This is a genomic window from Vibrio sp. SCSIO 43132 (genome assembly GCF_019904195.1).
GTDB classification, from domain to species: domain Bacteria; phylum Pseudomonadota; class Gammaproteobacteria; order Enterobacterales; family Vibrionaceae; genus Vibrio; species Vibrio nigripulchritudo.
Map to the genome: position 1 here is coordinate 1,390,318 of NZ_CP063200.1, position 24,250 is coordinate 1,414,567.

Here is a 24,250-nt window from a genome sequence, read left to right on the forward strand (position 1 = left end):
TGAATTGGCTAATAGTAGCTTCATTACCTCATAAGCCCAACCTAAAATGAATTCAACATGAATCCTGCGCTCACAGTTGGTTAAAACAAACGCTGTTTTAATTAACTTCGAACTCAATAGGAAAAAAGGATTCCAAGATGAAAAACACTGTATTAGCCATTGCTGCCACTATCATTGCTTTCCCGACCATTGCTTTGGCGGGCGACAAAGACAGAGAAGATACCTGCTTAAACTACAATGGCCCCGTTGATCTCACGCCCGTATCGCAAATGCTAGAAGACACTAGCTGGATGACCGAAATGGATGTGGTGACTGAAGGTCATATCGTTAAGCAAATCAGTAAAGACACCTTTATTTTTACCGACGGACAAGCCGAAATTCAGATAGAGCTGGATGACATTACATTGACACAACCGCTGAATGCTGAGTCAAAAATCCGTCTTTATGGAGAATACGAAGGTGGTTCAACACCAGAAATTGAAGTTGATCATCTACAAATACTCTAAGATCTTATTGAAATCTCATCCGTTTTGAATAATTGGTCTGCTTTTTGCAGACCTTTTTGTATACCTGTATTACGGCACTTCGCCAAAGCACTAAAATGGATGGATTACATATGTTTGGACGCAAACACCGCCTAGCACTTTTACTTACTGCACTAACCCCTGCGGCTGCTCTAGCAAACAACTTTAATTACTCTTCTGTAGAGTTTCGCGTGGGTGCTAGCCCAACATCATACGGTGTTGAAGGTAATCTAACCTTTACTGAAAATACACATTTTATTGGTCGACTAGATTCCCGATTTGAAGGCGACTACGACATTGCCGCTGGCGTAGGTTTCAATGGACCTGCTACAGGTTTTGCCGATATCTTTGGTCAGATGCTGCTTCACAACATCAAAACCAGTGACGACAAGTTTGTTGGTAACCAGTTTGTTCCAGAGTTAAACATCGGTGCCAGAATCTGGGTACTGGATAACATCGAAGCAAACGTTAAAGTCGGACAGTTGGTATACAGTGATACTACTGAGCTAACATACAGCTTTGGCGGACGATTCCATTCCACCGACCAATTGTCCATTGGTGCCAATATTGCCGATAACGGTGTCTATGGCTCCCAACTTATCATGGGCGCGAGATTCATGTTCTAGGGTCTGTTGACCTTAAGTACAGGTCAAATAGAAAGAAAGCCTTCATTTTGAAGGCTTTCTTTGTTTAGTTTACTTTCTTTTGTACATACTGCTTGCTGACATCTACAACGGCAACGTCTCGGAAGAAACTTCTTCCCAGCAATACTGGGAACGTAAGGTGGGAACGATCTGCAAGTGTAAATTCCGTGGAGGTTTTTAAATCTCCAATCTGGATTTCACCCTCAACCACCGCTCTCCTCTGATAACCTTCTCTGCTGGACTGTTTAATCCGCACCCATCTTTGAACAGGCAAAGTCAAAAGCTGACTTTTGGTTCCGTCATGGGCAATTCGAAAACGAACGTAGTCTTGCCCACCACTTTTAAACTTATCGATATCGACAGCACTGATGGATGAAGTCGTTGCACCAGTATCGACTCGAGCCTTAAAGCTCTCATCCAATCCTGAAATGTAAACCCATTCTTTTTCGCCAAGGATCAGCTTTCCATCCTGTGTTTTTAGCATACCTGCTACCTTCTCTTCCGAAACCGTTGCATCATCTACAACCAGAGGGACTCCACCCTGCTGAATGTTGATACACGCACTAAGGACTCCAGTTATTGCAAGAAAAATGATAGGTCTGCTCGACTTCATCTCCACCCTCTTATCGGTCTGCTACAGTAAATATCGCATTCGCTACGTAAGGGATGTCTTTTTCAGTTAAACCAGCGATATTGATTCGCCCGTCACCGACACCATAGATCCCATATTCTTCTCGTAAGCGAAGCATTTGCTCGGAAGAAAAGCCTAACACAGTGAACATACCCTTGTGTGACTGGATAAAGTCAAAATGGTCAGAGTTATGTGTATTTTTTAGCTCCGCGCATAAGCCCGAACGCAGGGAGACAAGACGGTGCTGCATTTGCTGCAACTCTTCACGCCAAATCTGGCGCAAGTTGTCATCACTCAATACCGTTTTGACCAGTGCCGCACCATGGTCAGGCGGCATGGTATAGGTTGCTCGTGCCAGCTGAAGAAGCTTGCCTTTAGCATTCCCTGATTCCTTTGCATTCTTACCGACTACGATTGCCGCGCCTGTACGCTCACGGTATAAACCGAAGTTCTTTGAACAAGAGGTGGTGATCAACATTTCTTCAACGCTGTTTACCATAAACTGAAGACCTTTTGCGTCTTCCTCTAATCCGTCACCAAAACCTTGATACGCGATGTCGACGAACGGAGTAAAACCTTGTTTTACTGCCATGTCGGTTATCGCTTTCCATGCATCAAAATCGATGTCTGCTCCGGTTGGGTTATGACAACAACCGTGAAGCAGAACCACATCTTCTTTGCCTGCTTTTGAAATGTCTTCCAGCATGCCCGGAACATCAACTTGCTTGGTAGATGGGCTAAAGTAGCGGTAGTGTTTTACTTTCAGACCCGCCGCTTCCATAACAGGTTGGTGATTCACGTAACTCGGATTGCTTAGCCATACCGTTGTGCCCGGCTGAGCTACTTTAAGGAGATCTCCAAGCATTCTAAGGGCACCGCTTGCTCCGGGAGTCTGGATAGCAGACACTCTGTCATACGCCGAAGTGCCTTTCAAAAGTAAATCAACCATGCATTGGTTGAAGTCTTCGCAGCCCGCAAGACCAACATAGGCTTTTGTTGTCTGTGTTGACGTCACTTTTTCCTGTGCCAGAGAGATTGCTTTCATAATTGGCGTTGCTCCTTCGCTATTGCGATAGACACCAATGCCCAGATCCACTTTTTCATTGCGGGGATCATTTCTATAAGCGACAGAAAGCGAAAGAATCGGATCCTGTTTAGGCTCCGGAAGATGAGATAACATGAAATTCACAACCCTTTGAAAGTCAATAGTGGTAAGCACGTTAACACTGTTACAACAAAAAATCGAAAGGAAATTGTGTTTGGTTTGAGCAAGTTAAAGCCAGACGCTGAACATCTGGTTTTACACTTTCATGTAGTGAATGATTTGGTTAGAACTTCCTCGCCATTCCAGCCTTGGATCGGCAAGCGACTGTTCGAATTTTCCATCAATTAATACATCTACAAAATCAACCACTTCTTTTTGAAGCGCATCGAGTTCAGACAGAAGATACCCTGTCCACATCCAAATGTCTTTGGACGGGCATTCTTCTTTTACACGCTTCGCCAAACGTAAAACATCAGGTACATTTTTAGGATGAAGCGGGTCACCTCCCGACAGAGATAACCCTCTTCTTGGAATGCGTGTGTCGCACAGATCCTCAATGATTTTGTCTTCCAGTTCTTGTGTAAAGGGATGACCAGAACAGAGAGACCAGGTGGATTTGTTGTAACAACCGCGACACTGGTGCACACAGCCGGACACAAACAGTGTACAGCGTGTGCCCGGTCCGTTTACCACATCAATGGGGTGATATTGGTGGTAGTTCATTAAAGGTGTTTGACCCTGCGCTTCACTTCTTCTTGCTTGCCGAAGTTAAACGGTCTTGCATCAGGGCTTCCCAAATACCCACAAACGCGACGTGTCACTGACACGCGAGTGGAATCATGGTTACCACAACTTGGGCAGGTGAAGCCTTTGCTAGTGCACTCAAATTCACCAGTAAAACTGCAATCGTAGCATTCATCAATTGGCGTATTCGTACCGTAGTATGGAACGCGAGTGTAGCTGTAGTCCCAAACGTTTTCCAACGCTTCGATGTTTCGCTGCATATTCGGGAATTCCCCATAACAGATAAAGCCACCACTGGAGATTTCAGGGTAAGGCATCTCGAAATCGATCTTGTCGTACGGGTTAACCTTCTTTTGAACGTCCAGGTGGAAACTGTTGGTGTAATACCCTTTGTCGGTAACGCCATTGATCACACCGTATTCTTTGGTATCGATACGACAAAAACGGCTGCACAGATTTTCGCTTGGCGTGCCATATAAGCTAAAGCCATAACCCGTTTCATCAGTCCAGGCTTGGACGCGCTTCTTCATGAATTTAACAACTTCGATTCCCTTGTTTCTTAGAGTATCGCTGTCGTACATGTGTTGATTTTCGCCATATAGCGCGACCATGGTTTCATGGATACCGATGTAGCCTAGGGAAATGGATGCTCTTCCATTTTTGAAGATAGATGCGACGCTTTCATCTGCTTGCAAACGCACACCGCAAGCTCCTTCCATGTATAGGATTGGCGCAACACGAGCTTTCACGGACTCAAGTCTCGATATGCGAGTCTCAAGTGCACGTCGTGCAAGTGTCAGCTTGCCCTCCAGTAGTTCGTAGAAACGCTTTTCACAACCTTCCGCCTGAAGTGCTATACGAGGCAGATTTAGACTGACAACACCAATATTGTTTCGTCCTTCATGAATCAGTTCCCCATTTTCTTCATAAGTGTTTAAGAAACTGCGGCAACCCATCGGGGTTTTAAACGAACCTGTAACTTCAACTACTTTGTCGTAGTTCAGAATATCCGGGTACATCCTCTTTGAAGCACATTCAAGAGCAAGGGTTTTAATGTCGTAGTTCGGATCCGATTTTTTATGGTTCAACCCATCTTTAATCGCAAACACCAATTTAGGAAAAACCGCTGTTTTACGATTTTTGCCCAAACCAGCAATACGGTTTTTCAGGATAGACTGCTGGATCAGTTTGGATGCCCAACTTGTGCCGAGACCAAAACCAAAAGTGACAAAAGGGGTCTGACCGTTCGCAGTGTGGAGCGTATTCACTTCGTATTCGAGCGACTGGAAAGCATCGAAACATTCTTTCTCGGTTCGAGCTTTGGCAAAAGCTTCAGGGTTATGGATGTCCCATTCTTTCGCAATGTCTAAGTGTTTTTCAAAACTTGCCAGTACATAAGGTTCAAGCACTTCATCAATGCGATTAATGGTGGTGCCGCCATAAATGTGGCTGGCAACCTGGGCAATGATCTGCGCTGTTACTGCTGTTGCGGTAGAAATTGATTTAGGCGTATCAATCTCGGCATTACCCATCTTAAACCCATGGGTTAACATGCCTTTTAAGTCAATCAGCATGCAGTTAAACATAGGGAAAAACGGCGCATAATCGAGATCGTGATAATGAATGTCCCCAGCTTCGTGAGCCTGAACAATATCGCGTGGGAGAATGTGTGTTTTGGCATAGTGCTTTGCCACAATGCCAGCCAAAAGGTCACGCTGAGTTGGAATCACTTTGCCGTCTTTATTCGCATTTTCATTGAGCAAGTCGGCGTTACTTTGCTCGATGAGTCCTTCGATTTCCTTGTTTAAAGCACTCGATTTTTCACGCGCAATGTCGCGATCATGACGATATTCAATATAAGAACGCGCAAGCCCTTTATATGGACCTTGCATCAGTTCGTTTTCAACCAAAGTCTGAATGTCCTGAATGTAAATTTCGTCTCGTTCTTCTAGCGAATTGTATACCGCACTGGCAACTTGCTGGGCATAACGGCTTAAGGCTTCATCAACGGTATGTGAAGCACTTTCAACAGCGGCAACGATTCTTTCCTTATCAAAAGGCGCTTTCGCACCATCCCTTTTAATGACAACTGTATTCACCGTATCCCCTTGTATTCGAGTAGTTCAAAAAACACACTATATGCACAACATGAACGCATACAGACACAATATGTTGTGGCGTATTAAAAGGGATGCCCTATTCGACTGTTTTGATCCAAATCAACAAACGATGTCTACAGTGCAAGATCAAATCGATCTTAGTGGCGAAGATCGCACATTTGAATTCTTTATTAAATTCGAACCAAACGTCATACTTTATCTATTAAAATTTCGTTATTATCTTTGAAAAATACCAATAACAATCGAGTCTATTTTGAAACGCTTTTTACTCTTTTTGCTTACCGCCATTCACTGCCCAGCTTTAGCAACTGAACTTACTTTATCCACCTGGAATATCGAGTGGCTGACAACCAATCCAAGTAAGCGAATTGAACCAAGCCAGCGTAAAGATCGCGATTTTGTTGCATTAAGAGATGTTTTTTCCAGAGTATCGGAACAACCAATGCACATTTTTTCTTTTCAGGAAGTAGACAGTGAAGAAGCGTTAATGAGGGTAACAGGACCTGGGTACCAATATTATTTCTCAGACAGGGCGAGAAAAAAGCATCAGGATCTTCAGTTTGAAGACATCAACCAATACACAGGGTTTGCAGTATCAGAAGGTATCGAGGTCAGTGACCCTGACGATTTGAATCTCCTTCCCGGTCAGTTCAACAAGCTTAGGTTTGCTACCTACATAGTGGCAAAGCCAAAAGCAGGAAAACCAATACACCTACTCTCGATTCATCTGAAATCTGGCTGTTTTGCCGCCAAAAGAAAGACCGATGCTTGCCGAGTACTGGCTAAACAGGGAAATAGTATCAACGCATGGATTACAGAAAGGCTCACCAACAATCAATCCTTCGTCATTATCGGCGACTTTAATCACAATCTCGCCTACCCAAACGACTGGCTGTGGAAGATACTGTCTAAAGGAACCAATGGGCGAGTCGTGTTAAACAGTAAAAAGACACCCGCTGAATGCAGAGTGCGCTCCCGAACCAACCCAACTAAAACCCACCAATACCGAAACCTAATCGACCACGTGGTTTCCAGCTCAGATCTGAATTTAAGTCAGTCAAAGCAAATCACGTTCAGTAAAAAAGAAGCGTTAAGCTATCGTTTGAGTGATCATTGCCCCCTTACTTCAACCCTGAGCTTTTAAAGGTTTGGTGACCCAGCGCCGAATTTCATTAACAAAACCGTAACTTCGCTAGAATAAAAGAGCTAAAGTTGGTCATATAGAGCTCTGTTCGCTTAAGCAAGTTGCCGTTATGAAAATTCGATGGAAAGGTATGGGGTTGCGCCTTGCGTTGGCAATGGCGATGTTGTCTCTGACTACTCTCATCGTGTCAGCACTCTCCTCTTACACGTTTTCGGACATTAATACCCGGCTGGAGCATCTGAATAACACCGACCTAAAAGCACTCGACTACGCAGCAAAACTCAATGATAAAGTCCGTCTAATCATTTCCACGGCACCTCTCATCGGAACCGCAGATTCCAATGTTGCTCGAAATCGCGCCATGGACGACATCAACCAGGCCATTGGCGAGATGAACCAGGTCATGGTTCAGTTTCCCGACTATCATGCTTACTTCAAAGATGTCATTACTCAAATCGGAAATAGCCTGAGTCTGCTGTTTCAAAGTGAAGCTCAGTCAGAGCAGTTGTCCTCTCAACTCAATTTTCTGCTTGAAGGGCTTTTCCCATTATTAGAACTCGCTGGTGAATCGCTGGACGAACTTTCAGCTCAGGATAAGGCATCCATTGATTATGCCACCTTCCGCTCGCTCCTCTATTATCAGTCTGGTCTGGCTGAAAAGTTGTACAACGATAACAGCTTCAATGAATTGGATGACACAATTCAGAGGCTAGAGTCCATTGGGGATCAGTGGTGGGAAATATGGAAAAGCAGTTCTGTTTCCCTACAAAACCCGACTCTGGACGATCAACTTACCGTGATCCACAATCTTACGTCTCGGGGTGGGCGTTTGTTTGCCCTAAAAGACGAAATCATAGATAGACAATATCAGCAACAGTTCTTTCTTGAGAACAGTAATACCCACCTTCACCAATTAGCTGTCCAAATTGAGCGCTACACAAACACGGTCAATTCGGATATCGACCACTCTTTGAATACGGCTCGGCACTCTCTGGCAGCGAATCAACGAATCGCCTTATTTTTCTCTCTCATCAGCGTAGCGGCTGCCATTGCCGTCTCATGGTTTTATGTTCAGCGGAACATTCTGCAACGCATAAGACAGCTTCAAATGAATATGAAAGCAATTTCGAGCGGGCATCTGCTCACTCCAGTGGCCATTTCAGGGGGCGACGAAGTAACAGAAATGGCCAAAGATCTTCAGTTCTTCCAGCAAACCGCCATTGAAGTGGAGCAGACCAACAAGCGTCTAGAACAGGAAGTCATCGAAAGAACGAACGCCGAAAGAAAACTCAGGTCAACGCAAGACGAGCTTATTCAAGCTGGAAAATTAGCCGCCCTCGGAGAGCTCAGTGTTGGTATTACCCACGAAATTAACCAACCTCTGACTGCAGCCACCAGCCATGTAAGAAGCGCCAAACTGTGGCTCGATAAAAATTCCCCTGAAAAAGCCATCACTAACTTAGAAAAAATTCAGGTGCTTCTAGCAAAAACGGCGTCAATCACCAAACACCTCAGAGCCTTCGCCAGAAAAAGTGACGGGCATATCGAAAAAGTCGAGCTAAAGCGCACTATTTCCGATGCCATACAGTTACTAGAAAGCCGGACACCTTCCAACATCATTAAGGTAAAAGATTTACCTGACGTAATAGTCAGTGCCAATGCTATTCGTCTGGAACAAGTTTTTGTCAATATTCTGGGGAACGCACTGGATGCCGTTGCGACCACGCCCGAACCAGATATATCGATTTCCGGCTCCCTTTCAGAAAATGGCGACGTTGTCGTTTCCGTCAGAGACAATGGAAGCGGCATTAAAGAGAGCGAGATCCCCCATATCTTCGACCCTTTCTATACCAACAAAGAAACTGGGGATGGCTTGGGATTGGGGCTTTCTATCGCGTATAACATAATTAAAGACTTTGGAGGATCCATTTCTGCCGATTCCAACCAAACAACTGGAACCACTTTTACTTTAACTCTACGACATCAATAACGATTACAATGAAGCACGCTATCTTACTTATTGACGACGAACATGACGTTGTCGACGCTGTCAGCGAAATGCTGGAACTTGAAGGGTTTGACGTTGATTCTTATACCGACCCGGAACTGGGATTAAAACAACTCAAACCAGAAAGCAATTGTGCAGTTTTATGTGATATAAAAATGCCGACACTTGACGGGCTGAGTCTGCTCGCCGCTATTCAGAACCGAGCACCTGGCGTACCTGTGATTCTGATGAGCGGTCATGGCGACATTCCTATGGCGATTGAAGCCATGAAAAATGGCGCTTATGATTTCCTTGAAAAGCCTCTTGAGCCTGAAACACTGACTGAAAAGTTACTCATGGCATGTCAATCTCGTCAGTTACAACTTGAGAAACACCCCCTTCCATCTTCAACTCATATCGAGGACGTAATTATTGGTGACTCCAACAAAATGGAGTTGATCCGTTCTCAGGTTCTCGCACTGGCTAAATCCAATGTCGACACCATCATCAACGGTCAGACAGGAACAGGGAAAGAAGTCATCGCCAGAGCGCTTCATCTTTTCAGTAAAAGAAGGAGCAAACCCTTTGTGGCGATCAACTGTGGTGGCATGAGCGAAAGTATTATTGAGAGCGAATTGTTTGGTCATGAAGCCGGAGCTTTCACCAGTGCAAATCGAAAACGCATTGGTAAAATTGAACAGGCCAACGGTGGGACTTTGTTTCTCGATGAAATAGAAACCATGCCGATTGCTATTCAAATTAAACTGCTAAGAGTGATACAGGAGCGCGTGATTGAGCGCGTGGGCAGCAACGAATTAATCCCGGTCAACATAACCATTGTCGCAGCAAGCAAAGCAGACTTGGCACAGCTCAGTGATACAGGCTATTTTCGCGCGGACCTCTTCTACCGGCTTAACATTGCGAGCATTCACCTGCCCCCTCTAAAAGATCGAAAAGAAGATCTTCAGAGTTTGTTTCGCCACTTTGTACTTCAAGTTTGTGAAAAGTATTCAACCCGTGCTCCGAGCCTGTATCCAGAGCACATACAGCAACTTCACAGACATGACTGGGCGGGCAATGTTCGAGAACTCAGAAACGTAGCGGAGCGTTTTGTTCTGGGCATCGTAGGTGATGGTTTCGACCTTCAAGCTCCGATTAATCAATCTAAAACTCAACAAGCTCTTGGGTTTGAAGAGCAAATGGATCAATACGAAAAAGACTTGCTGACAAAAGCACTGGTTAGTTCGAATGGCAACATCACCCATGTATCTGAAATATTGGATCTTCCAAGAAAAACGCTCTATCGGAAAATGAAAAAGCATCAACTCAATAAGGAAAGCTTTAAGGTATCAAAGTGATTAAGGTCTGTTGACCCTAAGACATTTTTGACCCAAATCATTCGATGGAATTTTTATCTCATTGTTTTTCAATGAAATTAATTTTGGCATATCCTCTGCAATTCTCCATTTGCACACAAGGTGCTATTAAAAAATGGAGATAACAATGAATAACGTACTTAAGGGATCGGCGCTTGTTTGCCTGTGTTTAACTGCTGGAATAGCGCAGGCTAAAGTCACCGCCGATTTAGGACCTCGTCCTATGTACTTAGTCGACAACATGGATGAAAGCTCTCTAAAAACCAAGCTTCAAGCCTGTGAAGCTGGGCCATTTTACCGAAGTGATTTTTCGATAGGTCATCGTGGTGCCGCGATGCAGTTTCCTGAACACACAAAAGAGTCTTATCTGGCTGCAATTCGCACGGGTGCGGGCGTACTCGAATGTGACGTAACCTTCACCAAGGATAAAGAGCTTGTCTGCCGACATTCTCAGAGCGACCTGCATACCACGACCAACGTGTTAGCTATTCCTGAACTTGCAAAAAAATGTACCGTTCCTTTTAAACCTGCCAACCTTGAAACAGGAGAAAAAGCACAGGCTGAATGCAGAACCTCTGATTTTACTCTGGCGGAGTTCAAAACGCTTAAAGGTAAGATGGATGGCTTCAACCCTATGGCAACCACTGTTGAAGAGTACATGGATGGGACCGCAGGCTGGCGAACCGATCTTTATGCCAGCACCGGCACTTTGATGACACACGCAGAAAGTGTCGCTCTTTTCAAACAGCATGGTGTTAAAGTCACACCTGAACTCAAATCTCCCGCCGTCTCAATGCCATTTAATGGGTTCTCTCAGCAAGACTACGCACAGAAGCTGATCGATGAATTGAAGGCTGCTGGAATCAAAGCGCAAGATGCCTATGTTCAGTCGTTTAATTTAGAAGACGTTAAATACTGGATTAAGCACAACCCTAAGTTTGGTAAGCAAGCCGTCTACTTAGATGACCGCGTCTACAATCAAGAAGGTTTCAAACCAGATTTGGCTGATATGAAAGCGCTTAAAGACTCTGGAGTTAATATCATCGCACCTCCGATGTATGCGCTGGTAACTCTTGATGAAAAAGGACAAATCGTCGCATCAGACTACACCAAGCTGGCAAAAGAAGCAGGGCTAGACATTATCACATGGACACTGGAACGCTCCGGTCCATTGAATAATGGCGGCGGATGGTACTACCAGAGCGTTACTGACAGCATCAACAACGATGGTGACATGATGGTTATGCTTGATACGTTAGCACAGGATGTTGGCGTGTTGGGCGTATTCAGCGACTGGCCTTCAACCGTGACCTACTACGCTAACTGCATGGGTTTAAAATAATTATTCTGAGAAGGCTGAGCATTTTCAGCCTTCTCATAAAGTGAATGCCCGTTTCAAAAAACGACTGGACAGATTTGACCCAAAATAGAAGAACCCAAGGGACAAATGTGACACAAATGTAAAAAGCAAAATACCACGCAACTATATATCATTGATATTAAAGAAATAATTAATTGGCACACTCCTCGCTATTGCAATAGTGACCCTTTACAAATAAACAAACAAAAGGTTTCAAGATGAAATTAGCATATAAAGGACTGCTCATTGCTACCTCCCTACTCCTGCCTTCCGTTGCGCTGGCAGATACCTGTAATCACAAAGGCGTTCTCGACGACAGATACTGTGATGAGAACAATGACCTTGTGGCTGACACGCCAAAAAATAAAGACGACTGGCGAGACCCAAGTACTCTAGTATTTACCTATACTCCTGTTGAAGATCCCGCAATCTACAAAGATGCGTTTGCTGATTTTCAGGAGCACTTAAGTAACATTACTGGTAAGCGAGTGATCTACTACACGGTGCACTCTAATTCAGCACAGGTTGAGGCAATGCGTTCCGGTAGACTGCACGTCGCTGGCTTTTCAACTGGTCCAACGGGATACGCCGTAAACTTAGCCGGCTACGTGCCAATTGCGGTAAAAGGTGACGAAAACGGATTCCAGGGATACAACCTGATCACAATCGTGCGTAAAGACAGCGGTATCAACACCATGGATGATCTTAAAGGCAAACGTGTTGCGCATACTTCTGCGTCATCTAACTCGGGTAATCTTGCTCCTCGCGCCCTGTTCCCTAGCAAAGGCATAACGCCTGACAAGGACTACAAAGTGCTTTATTCAGGTAAACACGATCAGTCAATTTTGGGTGTATTCAATGGCGACTATGATGCGGCACCGGTTGCTTCAGATGTGTATGACCGAATGGTTGATGCCGGTCGAGTCGACGCCGACAAGCTGAAAATCATTTACCGCAGCCCCCGCTTCCCGACTTCCGCGTTCGGATATTCACACGATCTAAACCCTGATCTTGTTTCCAAAATTAAAGAAGCCTTTTCCACCTACCGCTTCACTCCGGAAATGAGCGCAACTTTTAAAGGTGCTGACCGTTTCTCTCCTATTACCTACAAAGAAGAGTGGGAAGTGATTCGAAACATTGCACACGCAACAGGTACCGCTTACACCAAAACCGGGCTTAAAAAGCTGGCGGAAAAAGAGGCCGCTAAGCGCGCTAAAAAGAAAGCCGCTGAATTAGCAAAACAGGCAAACAACTAACCCACTAATCCTATATTCATTTATTTCCTATGCCCTTATGGGTAGGGCATAGGCTTTCTCAAAAACAAGGAAATAACGATGACAATAGCGAGTCCACGTGGCATTGCCATCAATGAGTTGCAACATTCTTATATCCAAGGAAAACCTATTTTAAAAGGTATCGACATTCAGATCGACGAACCAGGCATTGTGGCGATTATCGGTCCGTCAGGCACAGGTAAAAGCACACTGTTGCGCTGTATCAACCGACTGAACGATCCAACTTCAGGCGAAATTCTTTTTGACGGCAAAGACTTAACGAAACTTCAAGGTACGCCATTACGCATGTTACGCCGTCACATTGGCATGGTATTTCAAGAATACAACCTAGTCGAAAGACTCTCAGTGTTAGAAAACGTGTTAACAGGTCGCCTCGGCTACATGAGTGCATGGAATGCCTGGAGACGAAACTACACTCAGAAAGACATCAACAATGCGTTTGAACTACTTAAGTTTGTTGGTTTATACGATTTTGCAAATCAGCGAGCAGACAGTTTATCTGGTGGTCAGAGGCAGCGAGTCGGTATTGCCCGGGCAGTAATGCAAGACCCTTATATTTTGCTTGCCGATGAACCCACTTCTTCTCTTGACCCTAAAACAGCGGTCGAAATCATGGAATTGATGGAACAATTAGCAGAGAAGAACCAGATCCCGGTTCTGGTGAATATTCATGATGTGAATCTGGCCAAACGCTTCGCCAAGCGAATCATAGGAATGTGTGGCGGAAAAGTGCACTACGACGGTCATCCCGACGGTATTACCGAAGAGGACTTAAAAATCATCTATGGAGGGGAATCATGGCTGGACTAACTCATGACCATGAGAACCCATTTAAAAGCCATTGGTCTAGCAAAGCCATTTGGATTGGGGTTCTCGCGTACCTCTTTTACAGCTTTTCTTCTTTAGGCATAAGTATTGATCGAATAGTGATTGGTATTGGTGAAAGTGAAAGACTGCTGTCTCGAATGTTTCCGCCAGACTTTTCACGTACGAACTTGCTGCTGAGTGGTCTTGCCGAAAGCTTGCAGATTGCGATTATTTCCAGCTTCTTCGGGATTGTTATCTCCCTCGTTCTGGGTTTACTGGCAGCCAGAAACATGATGCCTTTAATCATCAACGCACCCGTAAGAGGATTTATCGCACTTTGTCGATCCTTCCACCCTGTGATAATTGCCATTCTGTTTGTAAAGGCAGTGGGCTTCGGTCCGCTTGCTGGGATACTGACTTTAGTATTTGCATCAATAGGCTTCATCGCAAAATTGTTTGCAGAGGCAATAGAAGAAATCTCCTTCAAACAAGTGGAAGCCATTCGCGCTACGGGAGCAAGCTTCGCCAGCGTCGTGTTGTTCGCGGTTATGCCTCAGGTGTTTTCTCGGTTCATTGGTTTTTCAAGTTACCAACTCGACTCGAATCTTCGTAACTCCACCATGGTTGGGATTGTAGGTGCTGGTGGTTTAGGAGGAACATTGTTCTCCGCTTTTCAGCGCTTTGATTACGATTTTGTTGCGGCAATTCTTATCACCATTATTTCGTTGATTTTGATAGGTGAATTCCTGTCAAACATTGTGAGGAGAATTTTCTGATGACCACCCAGAATATCGATCATCACTGGCAAAGATTTACGCTATCAGAAAAACTGATGCGCTTTTCCGCCTACTTTTGCTTTGTACTGGCTTTGGTCTGGTCGTGGCAAACCGTGGAGGTCATTCCTGAGTTTCTGTACGACGCGCCAGCTCAATTTGCGGACATGTTTGAGCGAATGGTACCGTTGGATTATCCCTTCTACCCAGAAACTGTTCACGCAGCCCTAATCGAAACCCTGCACACAGCTACGCTGGGCACCCTATTCACCCTAATATTTGCTGTACCGCTGGCTCTGCTTAATGCGCCAAACATAACACCGAGCAAAACACTCAACTGGATTGCGCAATTCTTCCTGGTGTCTTCTCGCTCTGTTAACTCTTTAGTCTGGGCATTGCTTTTTATCGCCCTCTTTGGACCAGGCGTTCTAGCCGGAATAATGGCCATTGCGATTAGAAGCATCGGCTTTGTAGGCAAATTGCTCGCTGAAGCCATTACCGAAGTCAATATGGGAACCATAGAGGCTCTCCGAGCAACCGGGGCATCAACAACAAGTATTTTGCTAAAAGGATACTGGCCTCAAGTAATGCCAGCGTTCTATTCCATTGTGCTATTCCGTTGGGACATCAATGTTCGCGAATCGGCAGTACTTGGATTGGTTGGTGCAGGCGGTGTCGGCGTTGTATTGAACGACGCTCAGAACCTGTTTGAATGGCAGAAGGTTTCAGTCGTACTACTCAGTATATTTGTTGTGGTTGTACTCGCAGAAGCTCTAGTTATCCAAATTCGTAAAAAGCTGATTTAAAAAGTAAAACGAATAAGCCCGCTGTTGTAAGCGGGCTTATCAAGATCAGTTTAAATTAACTAAAGCTAGATAGGTTTAGACACCCCGGCAATAAGCGCGAGTTCATCAGGGTATTGTCTCATTTTAGCTAGCTCAATGGCTCTGCCGACAACATCCGACTCCTCGATACCATCCAAAATTTGCCAGTTGAAAGATTGTTCACCTCGACCAACAAAGCCTTGCTCAGTCATGTGTCGAGCAATTAGATCGGCAGCTTCCAAGGCTGATGATCCTTTCACAATTTCCATTCGGGCGTAGTTACTCCCTTCAAATGATACGTCTGCCGCCCTAAGCGTGACATCATTTCCGGGCACTTGCTGCGCTCCAAACAACGGCTTTCCTTCACTTTTAGCACCAGAAAATGAGGGAATAAATTTAGACATATGTTGAATCGCGCGGTTTGTACGTTCCGATTGTTGCTCTACTGTCCAACCGTATTTAATTTTGTTGGAAAGATAACTCGGCAACTCTGGCTGCGAACTTTTTTCGGTACTGGCAACCAACCCATCATTAAACAAAGTAATAGATTCCGTCATTCCGTGGAGCTGAAATACACCATTGGCGTAAGGCGTTAGTTGCGCCATTCCTGCCGGAGTTGCTCTAGGACCATGAAAAATGACCTCTGGCCAAAGTTGTTCACACTCTTCCCATCTCGTCACGTAAGCGGCCTTGAACTCCACCAGACGTTGCTTAGGTTTGTTCACCCAGTCGTCAACTGTTCCCGTTTCATAACCACTTGCGTTAATGAGGTAGTCAATTTCAACCACTTCAGGTTTCAATTCATTACGGTGTACGTACGCTAGCTCCCATCCCGTATTTGCCTGTTTCACAGACTGTACTTCAGTTTCAAGAAAAACCTTACAGTGGCTTGAAGACTCTAAAGCCAGGTCAACCGTAGATGAGAGACGGAATACACTCCACCCAAACTCCTGAACCGCTATGACTGGAAACTTGATTTGTTCAAGATCGGTGTGTTGGGCAAACGGAATCATCCAGTCATCGAAGGTCACAGGTTCTTTTGGCTGGGTTTTGTCTTTCAAGGAAAGCAATTTTTCCTTGGAGTATTCAACAAAGTAGCTTTCTGGCTCCCCAAGCACTTTATTTGTGGGGTCCTGATTTACCAGAGATTGGTAATAAGCTTTGATTGCATTTAGGCGAGGCAATATCTCTGTCGCACTGCCCGAATCGCTGTTTGGAACTGCGAGAACGGTAGGTCGGATATTGATGGTGTGACGATACAATTTTGCTGTATCTATAGATTGCCTAAGCAGCTCAATACACTGGGCTTCAGAAATCTCCCGGTATAAATTGCCACCTGCATGTAAATGGCAGATGGGTGGACCACTTACTAAACTGTCTCGCTTCTCAAAAAGCGATACGTCTAACCCCATCTCAGATAATTTCAGAGCGGCAGTTGAACCTGCTATTCCACCACCAATAATGCCAACTTTAACTGATTCGTGTTCTTTGAATGCTTTGAGGGTCATGTCTTTGCTAAGTATTTTAATTACCTAAGTATTTTACTCAGATATTGTTTTGAAGAAAATCACATTTTTCTTGTACTTATTAGTTATAAAGAAGGATCAAAAAAAACTTAAAAAATACTTGACCGATAGGCTTGAAGATAAGGACATTTCAGTTTTGTGAATAACAAATTGCTGCAAAGTTCCTAAGCTACTGGCTTGGGCGAATATCAAGTGATATTTCGCCCAAAGTTATCCCAATATTTATCCACCGATTTTGTGGATAAGTCACCCTTAGTTATTCACAGAAGGTCAGTATGCACCTTTATTCACAGGAATTAATAACCGTTTTATCAGGGTGTTAAGAACCAATCCAAGTGTCGCAAAACTGAGCACTGGAAGAATTAACCACAACCAAGGGTGTGCATTAGGTGTTAATTCGAATCCCCATTTCATTAAGCTTGCTACACTAACCTCGGCACCAAAGCTTGCAATTATTCCTGCAATAATTGCCATTAAACCAAATTCGCACCACAGAGTATTAGAAATACGCTTTTTCGACGCTCCGAGCGTGCGGTAGAGGCGTATTTCCTGCTGACGCTGTGAAAGGCTTAACCGTAGCAAAGTGAAAATAAGCATTAATCCCGCAATCACTCCTAGCGCAGCAAGCACAGTAATAGCCCAGACGATTTGTCTGAGGAGCTCTTGTATCTTGGCTCCCATAGTACTGATATCCATCACGCTAACCGTTGGATAGCTTCTGGATAGCTGGTTCAGGAATGGTTTTTGTTCATCATTGATGCGAAAACTAACTAGGTAAGTGGAAGGAATACTTTCCAACACATCAGGTGAGAAAATGAAGTAAAAGTTCGGTTTCATCTCACGCCATTCTACATGACGCACCGAATCCACTTTTGCTTCAACAGTAACTCCATTTATCACATACGTAAGAGTGTCTCCTATCTCCAGCCCAAGCTCTGACATGACATCGCTTTCAACAGATACAGAACCTTTCCCTACCCACTCACCTTCCAGCAAATCATTGTGCGCCGGAATCTGATCAGCCCAGGTAAAGTTCAATTCTCTACTCAGAGCATCAGTCTCTTCTTCAGCTCCCCGCTTACTAAGAACGTAATCCTTCGCCGGAATACCATTGATGGTGCTTACACGACCACGAATAATAGGATAAGCCTCAGATCGATCCTGAACATTTTCATCCAACGTGGTCAGATAGCTGTCGACTTCGGTAGAGGCAATATTTAACGCAAACACGTTTGGTGCATCATCAGGCAATGTTTGCTGCCAGTCCGATAACAAGTCTGTTCTGACCAGCCAAATCACTGAAAGTAGCATTAATGACAGAGCCAGAGCGGCAAACTGTACGCCACTTGCTACGCTGGTTCGGTTCAGTCGGCTGACTGCGAGCTTCATCGTAGTGTTCATAGGAAGCTTGCTGACCAGTCGAGTCAGCAATGAACTGACCAAGCCAAGCACCGCGAACAAAACGACAATACCGACGAGCACCATCCACACCATTAGGTTGCTACCATAAACCACAAGCATCGGAATCACGGGAACCAAAAGAAGCAATAGTGATTTTCTATTAACTTTCAGTGCCGAATCTTGCATTACGCTCAAAGCGGGTGTGTTTAAAAGATGCAGCAGAGGAATCCCCAGTGCGGGAACACTAATCAGTACGCAAGTCACGACTGAGTACAGGTATGGAGAAATACCATACGAAGGCAGTGGGTCTGGCAGTAAGTCTGCCATCGGCAATCGAAGTAAAACCTCTAAACCAATACCGATTGCTATACCAAAAGTGATTCCAATGGCAAACAAGACCCCTAACTGCACCCACAACCAACGAGCAATCCAGTTTTTGCTCGCACCAATACTCTTCAGCATTGCAATTGTCTGCCGGCGGTTAGAGACATAATGCTGGCAGGTCAATACCAACGTCGTTGCCGCCATCAATATTACAATGGCAACAGTCAGTGAAAGATATTGTTTTGTTCTGGAAAAGACATCAGACGTGCGGCTTTGGGTATTTTCAGTTAACCAACGATCGCTCGGTGTTAACTCTGTGCTGTCGACGATTGACTGAATTGCATTGGAATCGCCGTTTAGAAATAACCGGAACTGAACACGGCTACCAAGCTGTAACGCTCCTGTTTTCTCGATGTCAGCACTGTTGATCATCACAGACGGCATTTGCTGAAACGGGTTAAAAGACAGTCCTGGCTCTTCAGTAATCAGTCCAGTAACTTGTAAGTCAGCATCACCTATGGTGACGCTGTCACCAATATTTACATTCAGCTGATCCATGACTCGCTGTTCAAGCCAAAGTTCACCCTGCGACACAGATGATTTATTACCACTCTCATCGGTTAGGATAAGCTCACCACGCAGTGGGTAGGCATCGCCCACAGCCTTGACAGTCACAAGCTGCATGTCTTCATCACTGAACGCCATGGTGGCAAAGCGAGTAAGAGTGGTGGTTTCCAAATTGTTATCTCTCACCTGACCCAAAAGTAATTCAGGGATGGGATTGGCAGAGACAAACACAGAATCGGCGGTAAGAGCGTCTTTGCCTTGCTTTACGATTACCTGCTCCATGCGGTCTGCGAGCGCCGTCAGAGCAAAAATACAAGCAATAATAAGAGTAAGAGCAGCAGAAATAGGCCACAATTGACCCTGACGAATTTCTCTCAAACTCCAACTGAAAAGCTGCCGATTTGGCATTTTAATTTTAGGTTGAACAACCTGAGCTTGAATTTCTTCCATTACGCAACCTCCAACTGACCAGCTTGCATGTGGAAAATGCGATCGCATCGTTTTGCTAATTCGGGATCATGGGTAACCAGAATCAACGTGGTTCCATGTTGTTTATTGAGGTCAAAAAGACGCTCCACAATATTGGCGGCGGTGTGCTGGTCCAGATTGCCTGTAGGCTCATCGGCAAACAGAATCTGAGGTTTGATCATAAAAGCTCTGGCAAGGGCGACGCGCTGTTGTTCGCCACCAGAAAGCTGAGTAGGAAGGTGGTTTTCACGATGACCAAGCCCGACCGATTCAAGAAGGGAGCGCGCTCGGTCAATATCTTCCTCTTCACCTTTGAGCAAACAAGGTAACGTCACGTTTTCGATTGCCGTTAAACTTGGAATTAAAAGGAAACTCTGAAAAACGAAGCCGACGGTTTCGCTTCGCAAAGCGGCTCGTGCCTCATCATCTAATTTTGAAAGCGGCTTACCCAGTAAAGTGATTTCACCTGAAGTAGGTGTGTCAAGCCCCGCCAGTAGGGTCATGAGAGTGGATTTTCCTGCACCAGAAGTACCTACAATTGCGACGCTCTCACCACGATTAATTTCTAAATTTACGTTTTCAAGGATTGTTAAATGTTCTTGATTAGTAGTAACTTGTTTAGAAATTGAATCAGCTTTTATGACGGATGATGGCATGTTACGTTTCCTTTCGGTCTTATTTTGTTTTCTGTTTTCTACTATAGTGTCTGCACAGACCCTACTCATCTTGGGTGACAGCTTAAGTGCGGGCTATCAAATGAAAGCCGAACAAAGTTGGCCATCCTTACTTTCGCATTCTCTAAATGAATATGACCTGAATGTCTCAATACAGAACGGCAGTGTTTCAGGTGACACAACAGGTAATGGACTGGCGAAACTTCCAGGATTGCTTGAGGAACACAGTCCAAATTGGGTTCTTATTGAGCTTGGTGCCAATGATGGTTTACGAGGTTTTCCACCCAAAACGATCAACAAAAACCTTCGCAAACTGATTGAATTGAGCGAAGATTCTGGCGCGACCCCAATCTTAATGCAAATTCGTGTTCCACCTAACTATGGTACACGCTACAGCAATTTGTTCGCAGACATATACGTAGACCTCGCCGATGAGTATAAAATTCCACTCATTCCATTCTTTTTAGAACAGGTCATAATCAAACCAGAATGGATGATGAGTGATGGTTTGCACCCAAAACCAGAAGCTCAACCCTGGATTTCTGATTTTGTAGCACAACAAATCGCCCCAATTCTAAAAAATGACACCAATTACTAGCGGTTTGCTGTTCTAGCTCAATTCCATATATCCTCAAATAAGTTAAGGTTAAACAGTTGCCGATATAACTAGGATAAAAAAATGCAGAACAAGCCAATCATTGAAGGTGTTATCGCACGCTCAGCAAACTCCGAAGGTTGTCGTAAAGCGGTCGATAAACAAATTGAAAGTGTAAAAAGCAGTCAATCTGTAAACACTTCACCCAAACGTGTACTTATATTGGGCGGCTCATCTGGATTTGGACTTGCAGCTAGAATTGCGCTGACTTTTGGCGGTGCCAATGCAGACACTATCAGTGTTTCATACGAAAAAGCCCCTACCGAAGAATTCAGCGGCAGTGCTGGCTGGCACAATAATGAATACTTTAAACAGGTCGCTAGAGAAGAAGGTCGAGTCGCCGTAAACATTAATGGTGATGCGTTTTCTTCCCAAACCCGTGAACAGGTGGTTGAAGCCATCGAAACGTACTTTGAAGGTGAAGTCGACCTCATCGTATACAGTATCGCGGCAGGCAGAAGACCTGTTGGAAATGGCGATTTTTGGTGCTCCTCTATAAAACCACTTGATAAAGCTGTTGTCGGTGCCTCTATTCGCTTGGATAACGACACTTGGGAAGAGCAAACTATTCCACCAGCCACACCTCAAGAGCTAGAATCCACAGTTAAAGTGATGGGCGGTGAAGACTGGGAAAGCTGGATAGACACGCTGATTAACGCCGATTCCATAGCCCCTGGCTGTAAAACTGTCGCGTTCTCTTATGTTGGATCTGAGGTCACCCACCCTATTTATCTCGATGGCACACTTGGTCACGCCAAAATCGATCTGCATCAAACCAGCCACTCTCTGAATCTTAAGCTTTCACAGTATCAAGGTGGTGCCTATGCCTGTGTCTGTAAAGCACTTGTTACCAAGGCTTCTGTGTTTATCCCAACGTTCAGCCCTTATATTTTGGCGTTGTACAAAATCATGAAAGAAAAAGGAACACATGAAGGGTGTATCGAACAGATGCAGCGTTTATTCCGTGACAAACTGTTTATGGACACTGTACCCGTGGATTGCGAACGATTGATTCGCTTGGACGAGTTTGAGCTGGATAGTGATACACAAAATCAAGTTCAGCAAATACTTAAAAACATGAATGCTGACAATTTCAAAGAGCTTGGCGACTTCCAAGGGTATAAATCGGATTTTCTGGAGCTTAACGGTTACCTTTCTGAGCAAAGCTAAATTAAACGTTTGATCAGCCAGTCAGGCACTCTAACTCTTTGTTATTTGGGGAGAGTGCCTGTTAATTTCCAATGAAGTTCAAACAACATTTCCCATCAAAAAGCTCAGACTCAGATCTCAAACTTACGCATTGAACTGAAACCGTTGTGAAAAAATGGTGTACTGACTCTATTTTGCGACAATTCCACATCTAACCCGCTGTACGGCGATCCGCCGTCATATAATGATCATATGAAAGCAAGGTAATCGCAGTAACGGAAAGGACTCCATGTCGAAAATTGACGTCAGTCAGATAGAAATCCCAGCGTACATGCAAAAGAGCTGGCAGCAAGTCGTAAACTTAGTCGCGGAATTATCGGACGTTCCGTCTGCACTTATCATGAAAGTGCATCGACACTCTATCGAAGTCTACAAGGCCAACGATTCTACCGAATCACCCTACCGGGAAAACGAGTGCGAGCCTCTTAATGGTCAGCTTTACTGTGAAACGGTCATCACCGAGCAACGATCATTGAGTGTTCCCAACGCCTTGAAAGATAAAGAATGGGAAGACAACCCTGATGTGTCGCTCGGTATGATTGCCTATCACGGTCTTCCTCTAAACTGGCCTTGCGGCGAACCATTCGGAACTATCTGTATTCTGGATAACCAAGAAAATGCTTTCACTCCGACAATAATGGCACTGTTGGATTCTTTTCGGGAATCCGTTGAGTCTCAGTTGACGCTGCTCTACCAGCAATATCAGTTAGAACAAACAAACAAAGAGTTGAGAAGCCGGGTTCAGAGCAGGACGCAAGATCTCGCCAGCCTTAACTATTCTCTGGGAACTGAGATCGACCGACGTAAAGCCGCAGAACAAAAGGTGCTGTACCAACAGTCGCATGATTTGGGGACTGGCTTTTTGAATCGTCTTGCGCTTATCGACGAAGCTCAGACTTTGCTGGGTCAGATGAAATCAACGGATCACACATTGGCATTTGTGCATGTCGGCTTTACCAATGGTCGCCGCCTGCTTGCCAAGCATGGGTATGAAGTGTTTGATACGGTGCTCAAGGAGTATCGAAAGCGAGTTGGCTTCATCGATGTTTTACACAGCATAACCGCACGCACATCGACCATCGATCTGGTCTTTGCGCTTGAAATCGACGAAGCTCAGCATAACCTGGCGGCTCTCTGCCAAAGGCTAGTAGACATTGGGCAGTCAGAGTTTTTCATTAATGGGCAGCCTTTGCACCTACATGCGTTTATTGGCGTGGCAACGTCTTACGACGCAGACAATGCCAATCTGATGTTAAAGCATGCGGGAGAAGCCATGCTGGCATGCAAAGATTCCGGTAAAAAGTACGCGTTTTATGCCAACTCCAATATTACCACCCCTACCAATAATCAGCTTGAAAGCTACCTGCTACAAGCTGTGCGAAACGATGACTTAACTCTGTATTTTCAGCCAAAGGTTTCACCGAGAAATGGCTATTGGTTGGGTGCAGAGGCGTTGCTCCGGTGGAACCACCCTGTTCTTGGTCAGGTCTCGAACGACTCTTTAATTCAGCTCGCAGAGAAAAATGGTCTAATTTTCGAGGTCGGTAACTATGTGCTCCGCAGTGCCATTCAGCGTGCAGCTGAATGGACCAAATACATGAAGGATTTTCGAGTTGCGATAAACGTGTCAGCGGTGCAGTTGAGAGATCCTAATTTTGTCGACCAGATAGAACAACTCCTTGATTACTATAAGCTAAACCCTAACAGCTTAGAGCTTGAGGTGACCGAGTCCAGCCTGATAGCCGATGAATTTCTTGCCGGGCAGACACTAAGAAAGCTTCACGGCCTAGGTGTGACACTGTCACTTGATGACTTTGGAACAGGCTATTCATCCTTTAGTTACCTAAAAAAATACCCATTCGACTGCATCAAAATTGACAAAAGCTTCATCAATCAAATTTCAGGTAGTGAACAGGACAAGGAAATCATCCGTTCAATTATCCATGTTGCGAAGAAGCTGAAACTCAAAGTTGTGATGGAAGGTGTCGAAAGCCATGATCAAGAGCAATTCATTCTTGATGAAGGCTGTGATTATGTTCAGGGCTACTTGTATGGAAAACCAATGAACAGTCGAGAGTTTGAGAACAGCTTGATCAGCAAGAAATTCAACGGACAAAGAATCGCAGCGCGTCATTGATTTATCTTTAGTTGA

General features: G+C 44.7%; 20 protein-coding genes. 13 read left to right on the forward strand and 7 right to left on the reverse strand.

Annotated elements, in window-relative coordinates:
- Positions 1–137 precede the first annotated feature (137 nt).
- Together INR79_RS24500 and INR79_RS24505 are read left to right on the forward strand one after the other, a co-directional pair.
- On the forward strand, positions 138–506 hold the full coding sequence (locus INR79_RS24500) for a YgiW/YdeI family stress tolerance OB fold protein (protein WP_223097370.1): 369 nt from the start codon (positions 138–140) through the stop codon (positions 504–506).
- A 110-nt stretch (positions 507–616) separates the two neighbouring features.
- On the forward strand, positions 617–1,150 hold the full coding sequence (locus INR79_RS24505; protein WP_022591918.1) for a hypothetical protein: 534 nt from the start codon (positions 617–619) through the stop codon (positions 1,148–1,150).
- A 64-nt stretch (positions 1,151–1,214) separates the two neighbouring features.
- On the opposite strand, the gene INR79_RS24510 is transcribed toward INR79_RS24505, so the two are convergent.
- The 4 genes from INR79_RS24510 to nrdD form a co-directional block, all read right to left on the reverse strand.
- Positions 1,215–1,781, reverse strand: coding sequence for an ATP-dependent zinc protease (locus INR79_RS24510; RefSeq protein ID WP_223097371.1), 567 nt, complete (start codon positions 1,779–1,781; stop codon positions 1,215–1,217).
- 10 nt (positions 1,782–1,791) lie between these two features.
- The gene (locus INR79_RS24515; RefSeq protein WP_223097372.1) at positions 1,792–2,979 is read right to left on the reverse strand and encodes an aromatic amino acid transaminase; all 1,188 of its coding nucleotides are present in this window, start codon (positions 2,977–2,979) and stop codon (positions 1,792–1,794) included.
- A gap of 120 nt (positions 2,980–3,099) precedes the next feature.
- A complete protein-coding gene (nrdG, locus tag INR79_RS24520; RefSeq protein WP_045964371.1) occupies positions 3,100–3,567 on the reverse strand; it encodes an anaerobic ribonucleoside-triphosphate reductase-activating protein in 468 nt (155 codons plus the stop codon).
- Positions 3,567–5,687 (reverse strand): anaerobic ribonucleoside-triphosphate reductase, encoded by a 2,121-nt coding sequence (gene nrdD, locus INR79_RS24525; protein ID WP_223097373.1) that lies wholly within the window; start codon positions 5,685–5,687, stop codon positions 3,567–3,569. The genes nrdG and nrdD overlap by 1 nt, the downstream gene beginning before the upstream one ends.
- A gap of 274 nt (positions 5,688–5,961) precedes the next feature.
- On the opposite strand from nrdD, the gene INR79_RS24530 reads away from it, so the two are divergent.
- The 8 genes from INR79_RS24530 to phnE (INR79_RS24565) all read left to right on the forward strand — a co-directional run bounded on the left by INR79_RS24530 (position 5,962) and on the right by phnE (INR79_RS24565) (position 15,256).
- Complete coding sequence (locus tag INR79_RS24530; RefSeq protein ID WP_223097374.1) at positions 5,962–6,852, forward strand: endonuclease/exonuclease/phosphatase family protein; 891 nt, start codon at positions 5,962–5,964, stop codon at positions 6,850–6,852.
- 109 nt (positions 6,853–6,961) lie between these two features.
- Positions 6,962–8,842, forward strand: a complete 1,881-nt coding sequence (locus INR79_RS24535) for an ATP-binding protein (RefSeq protein ID WP_223097375.1) — start codon at positions 6,962–6,964, stop codon at positions 8,840–8,842.
- Positions 8,843–8,850: 8 nt separating this feature from the next.
- Positions 8,851–10,197 (forward strand): sigma-54-dependent transcriptional regulator, encoded by a 1,347-nt coding sequence (locus tag INR79_RS24540; RefSeq protein WP_223097377.1) that lies wholly within the window; start codon positions 8,851–8,853, stop codon positions 10,195–10,197.
- 145 nt (positions 10,198–10,342) lie between these two features.
- Positions 10,343–11,557, forward strand: coding sequence for a glycerophosphodiester phosphodiesterase family protein (locus tag INR79_RS24545; RefSeq protein WP_223097379.1), 1,215 nt, complete (start codon positions 10,343–10,345; stop codon positions 11,555–11,557).
- A gap of 236 nt (positions 11,558–11,793) precedes the next feature.
- The gene (gene phnD / locus INR79_RS24550) at positions 11,794–12,831 is read left to right on the forward strand and encodes a phosphate/phosphite/phosphonate ABC transporter substrate-binding protein (RefSeq protein ID WP_223097380.1); all 1,038 of its coding nucleotides are present in this window, start codon (positions 11,794–11,796) and stop codon (positions 12,829–12,831) included.
- Between the two features lie 78 nt (positions 12,832–12,909).
- Complete coding sequence (gene phnC, locus INR79_RS24555) at positions 12,910–13,680, forward strand: phosphonate ABC transporter ATP-binding protein (RefSeq protein ID WP_223097381.1); 771 nt, start codon at positions 12,910–12,912, stop codon at positions 13,678–13,680.
- Positions 13,668–14,453 (forward strand): phosphonate ABC transporter, permease protein PhnE, encoded by a 786-nt coding sequence (phnE, locus tag INR79_RS24560; protein WP_223097382.1) that lies wholly within the window; start codon positions 13,668–13,670, stop codon positions 14,451–14,453. The genes phnC and phnE (INR79_RS24560) overlap by 13 nt, the downstream gene beginning before the upstream one ends.
- Positions 14,453–15,256 carry a phosphonate ABC transporter, permease protein PhnE gene (gene phnE, locus INR79_RS24565; RefSeq protein WP_223097383.1) on the forward strand — a complete coding sequence of 268 codons (804 nt, stop codon included), beginning with the start codon at positions 14,453–14,455 and terminating at the stop codon, positions 15,254–15,256. Before phnE (INR79_RS24560) ends, phnE (INR79_RS24565) begins: the two co-directional genes overlap by 1 nt.
- A gap of 65 nt (positions 15,257–15,321) precedes the next feature.
- Here phnE (INR79_RS24565) and INR79_RS24570 read toward each other — a convergent pair whose 3' ends face one another.
- The 3 genes from INR79_RS24570 to INR79_RS24580 all read right to left on the reverse strand — a co-directional run bounded on the left by INR79_RS24570 (position 15,322) and on the right by INR79_RS24580 (position 20,216).
- Positions 15,322–16,782, reverse strand: coding sequence for an NAD(P)-binding protein (locus tag INR79_RS24570; RefSeq protein WP_223097384.1), 1,461 nt, complete (start codon positions 16,780–16,782; stop codon positions 15,322–15,324).
- A 288-nt stretch (positions 16,783–17,070) separates the two neighbouring features.
- Positions 17,071–19,542, reverse strand: a complete 2,472-nt coding sequence (locus tag INR79_RS24575) for an ABC transporter permease (protein ID WP_223097385.1) — start codon at positions 19,540–19,542, stop codon at positions 17,071–17,073.
- Positions 19,542–20,216, reverse strand: a complete 675-nt coding sequence (locus tag INR79_RS24580; protein ID WP_223097386.1) for an ABC transporter ATP-binding protein — start codon at positions 20,214–20,216, stop codon at positions 19,542–19,544. Before INR79_RS24580 ends, INR79_RS24575 begins: the two co-directional genes overlap by 1 nt.
- Between INR79_RS24580 and INR79_RS24585 the strand changes: the two genes are divergently transcribed.
- The 3 genes from INR79_RS24585 (at position 20,215) to INR79_RS24595 (ending at position 24,235) form a co-directional block, all read left to right on the forward strand.
- Complete coding sequence (locus tag INR79_RS24585; RefSeq protein ID WP_223097387.1) at positions 20,215–20,832, forward strand: GDSL-type esterase/lipase family protein; 618 nt, start codon at positions 20,215–20,217, stop codon at positions 20,830–20,832. The genes INR79_RS24580 and INR79_RS24585 overlap by 2 nt on opposite strands.
- Before the next feature lie 81 nt (positions 20,833–20,913).
- Positions 20,914–22,059 (forward strand): enoyl-ACP reductase FabV, encoded by a 1,146-nt coding sequence (gene fabV / locus INR79_RS24590; RefSeq protein WP_223097388.1) that lies wholly within the window; start codon positions 20,914–20,916, stop codon positions 22,057–22,059.
- A 268-nt stretch (positions 22,060–22,327) separates the two neighbouring features.
- On the forward strand, positions 22,328–24,235 hold the full coding sequence (locus INR79_RS24595) for a putative bifunctional diguanylate cyclase/phosphodiesterase (RefSeq protein WP_022604875.1): 1,908 nt from the start codon (positions 22,328–22,330) through the stop codon (positions 24,233–24,235).
- The last annotated feature ends 15 nt before the right edge of the window (positions 24,236–24,250 follow it).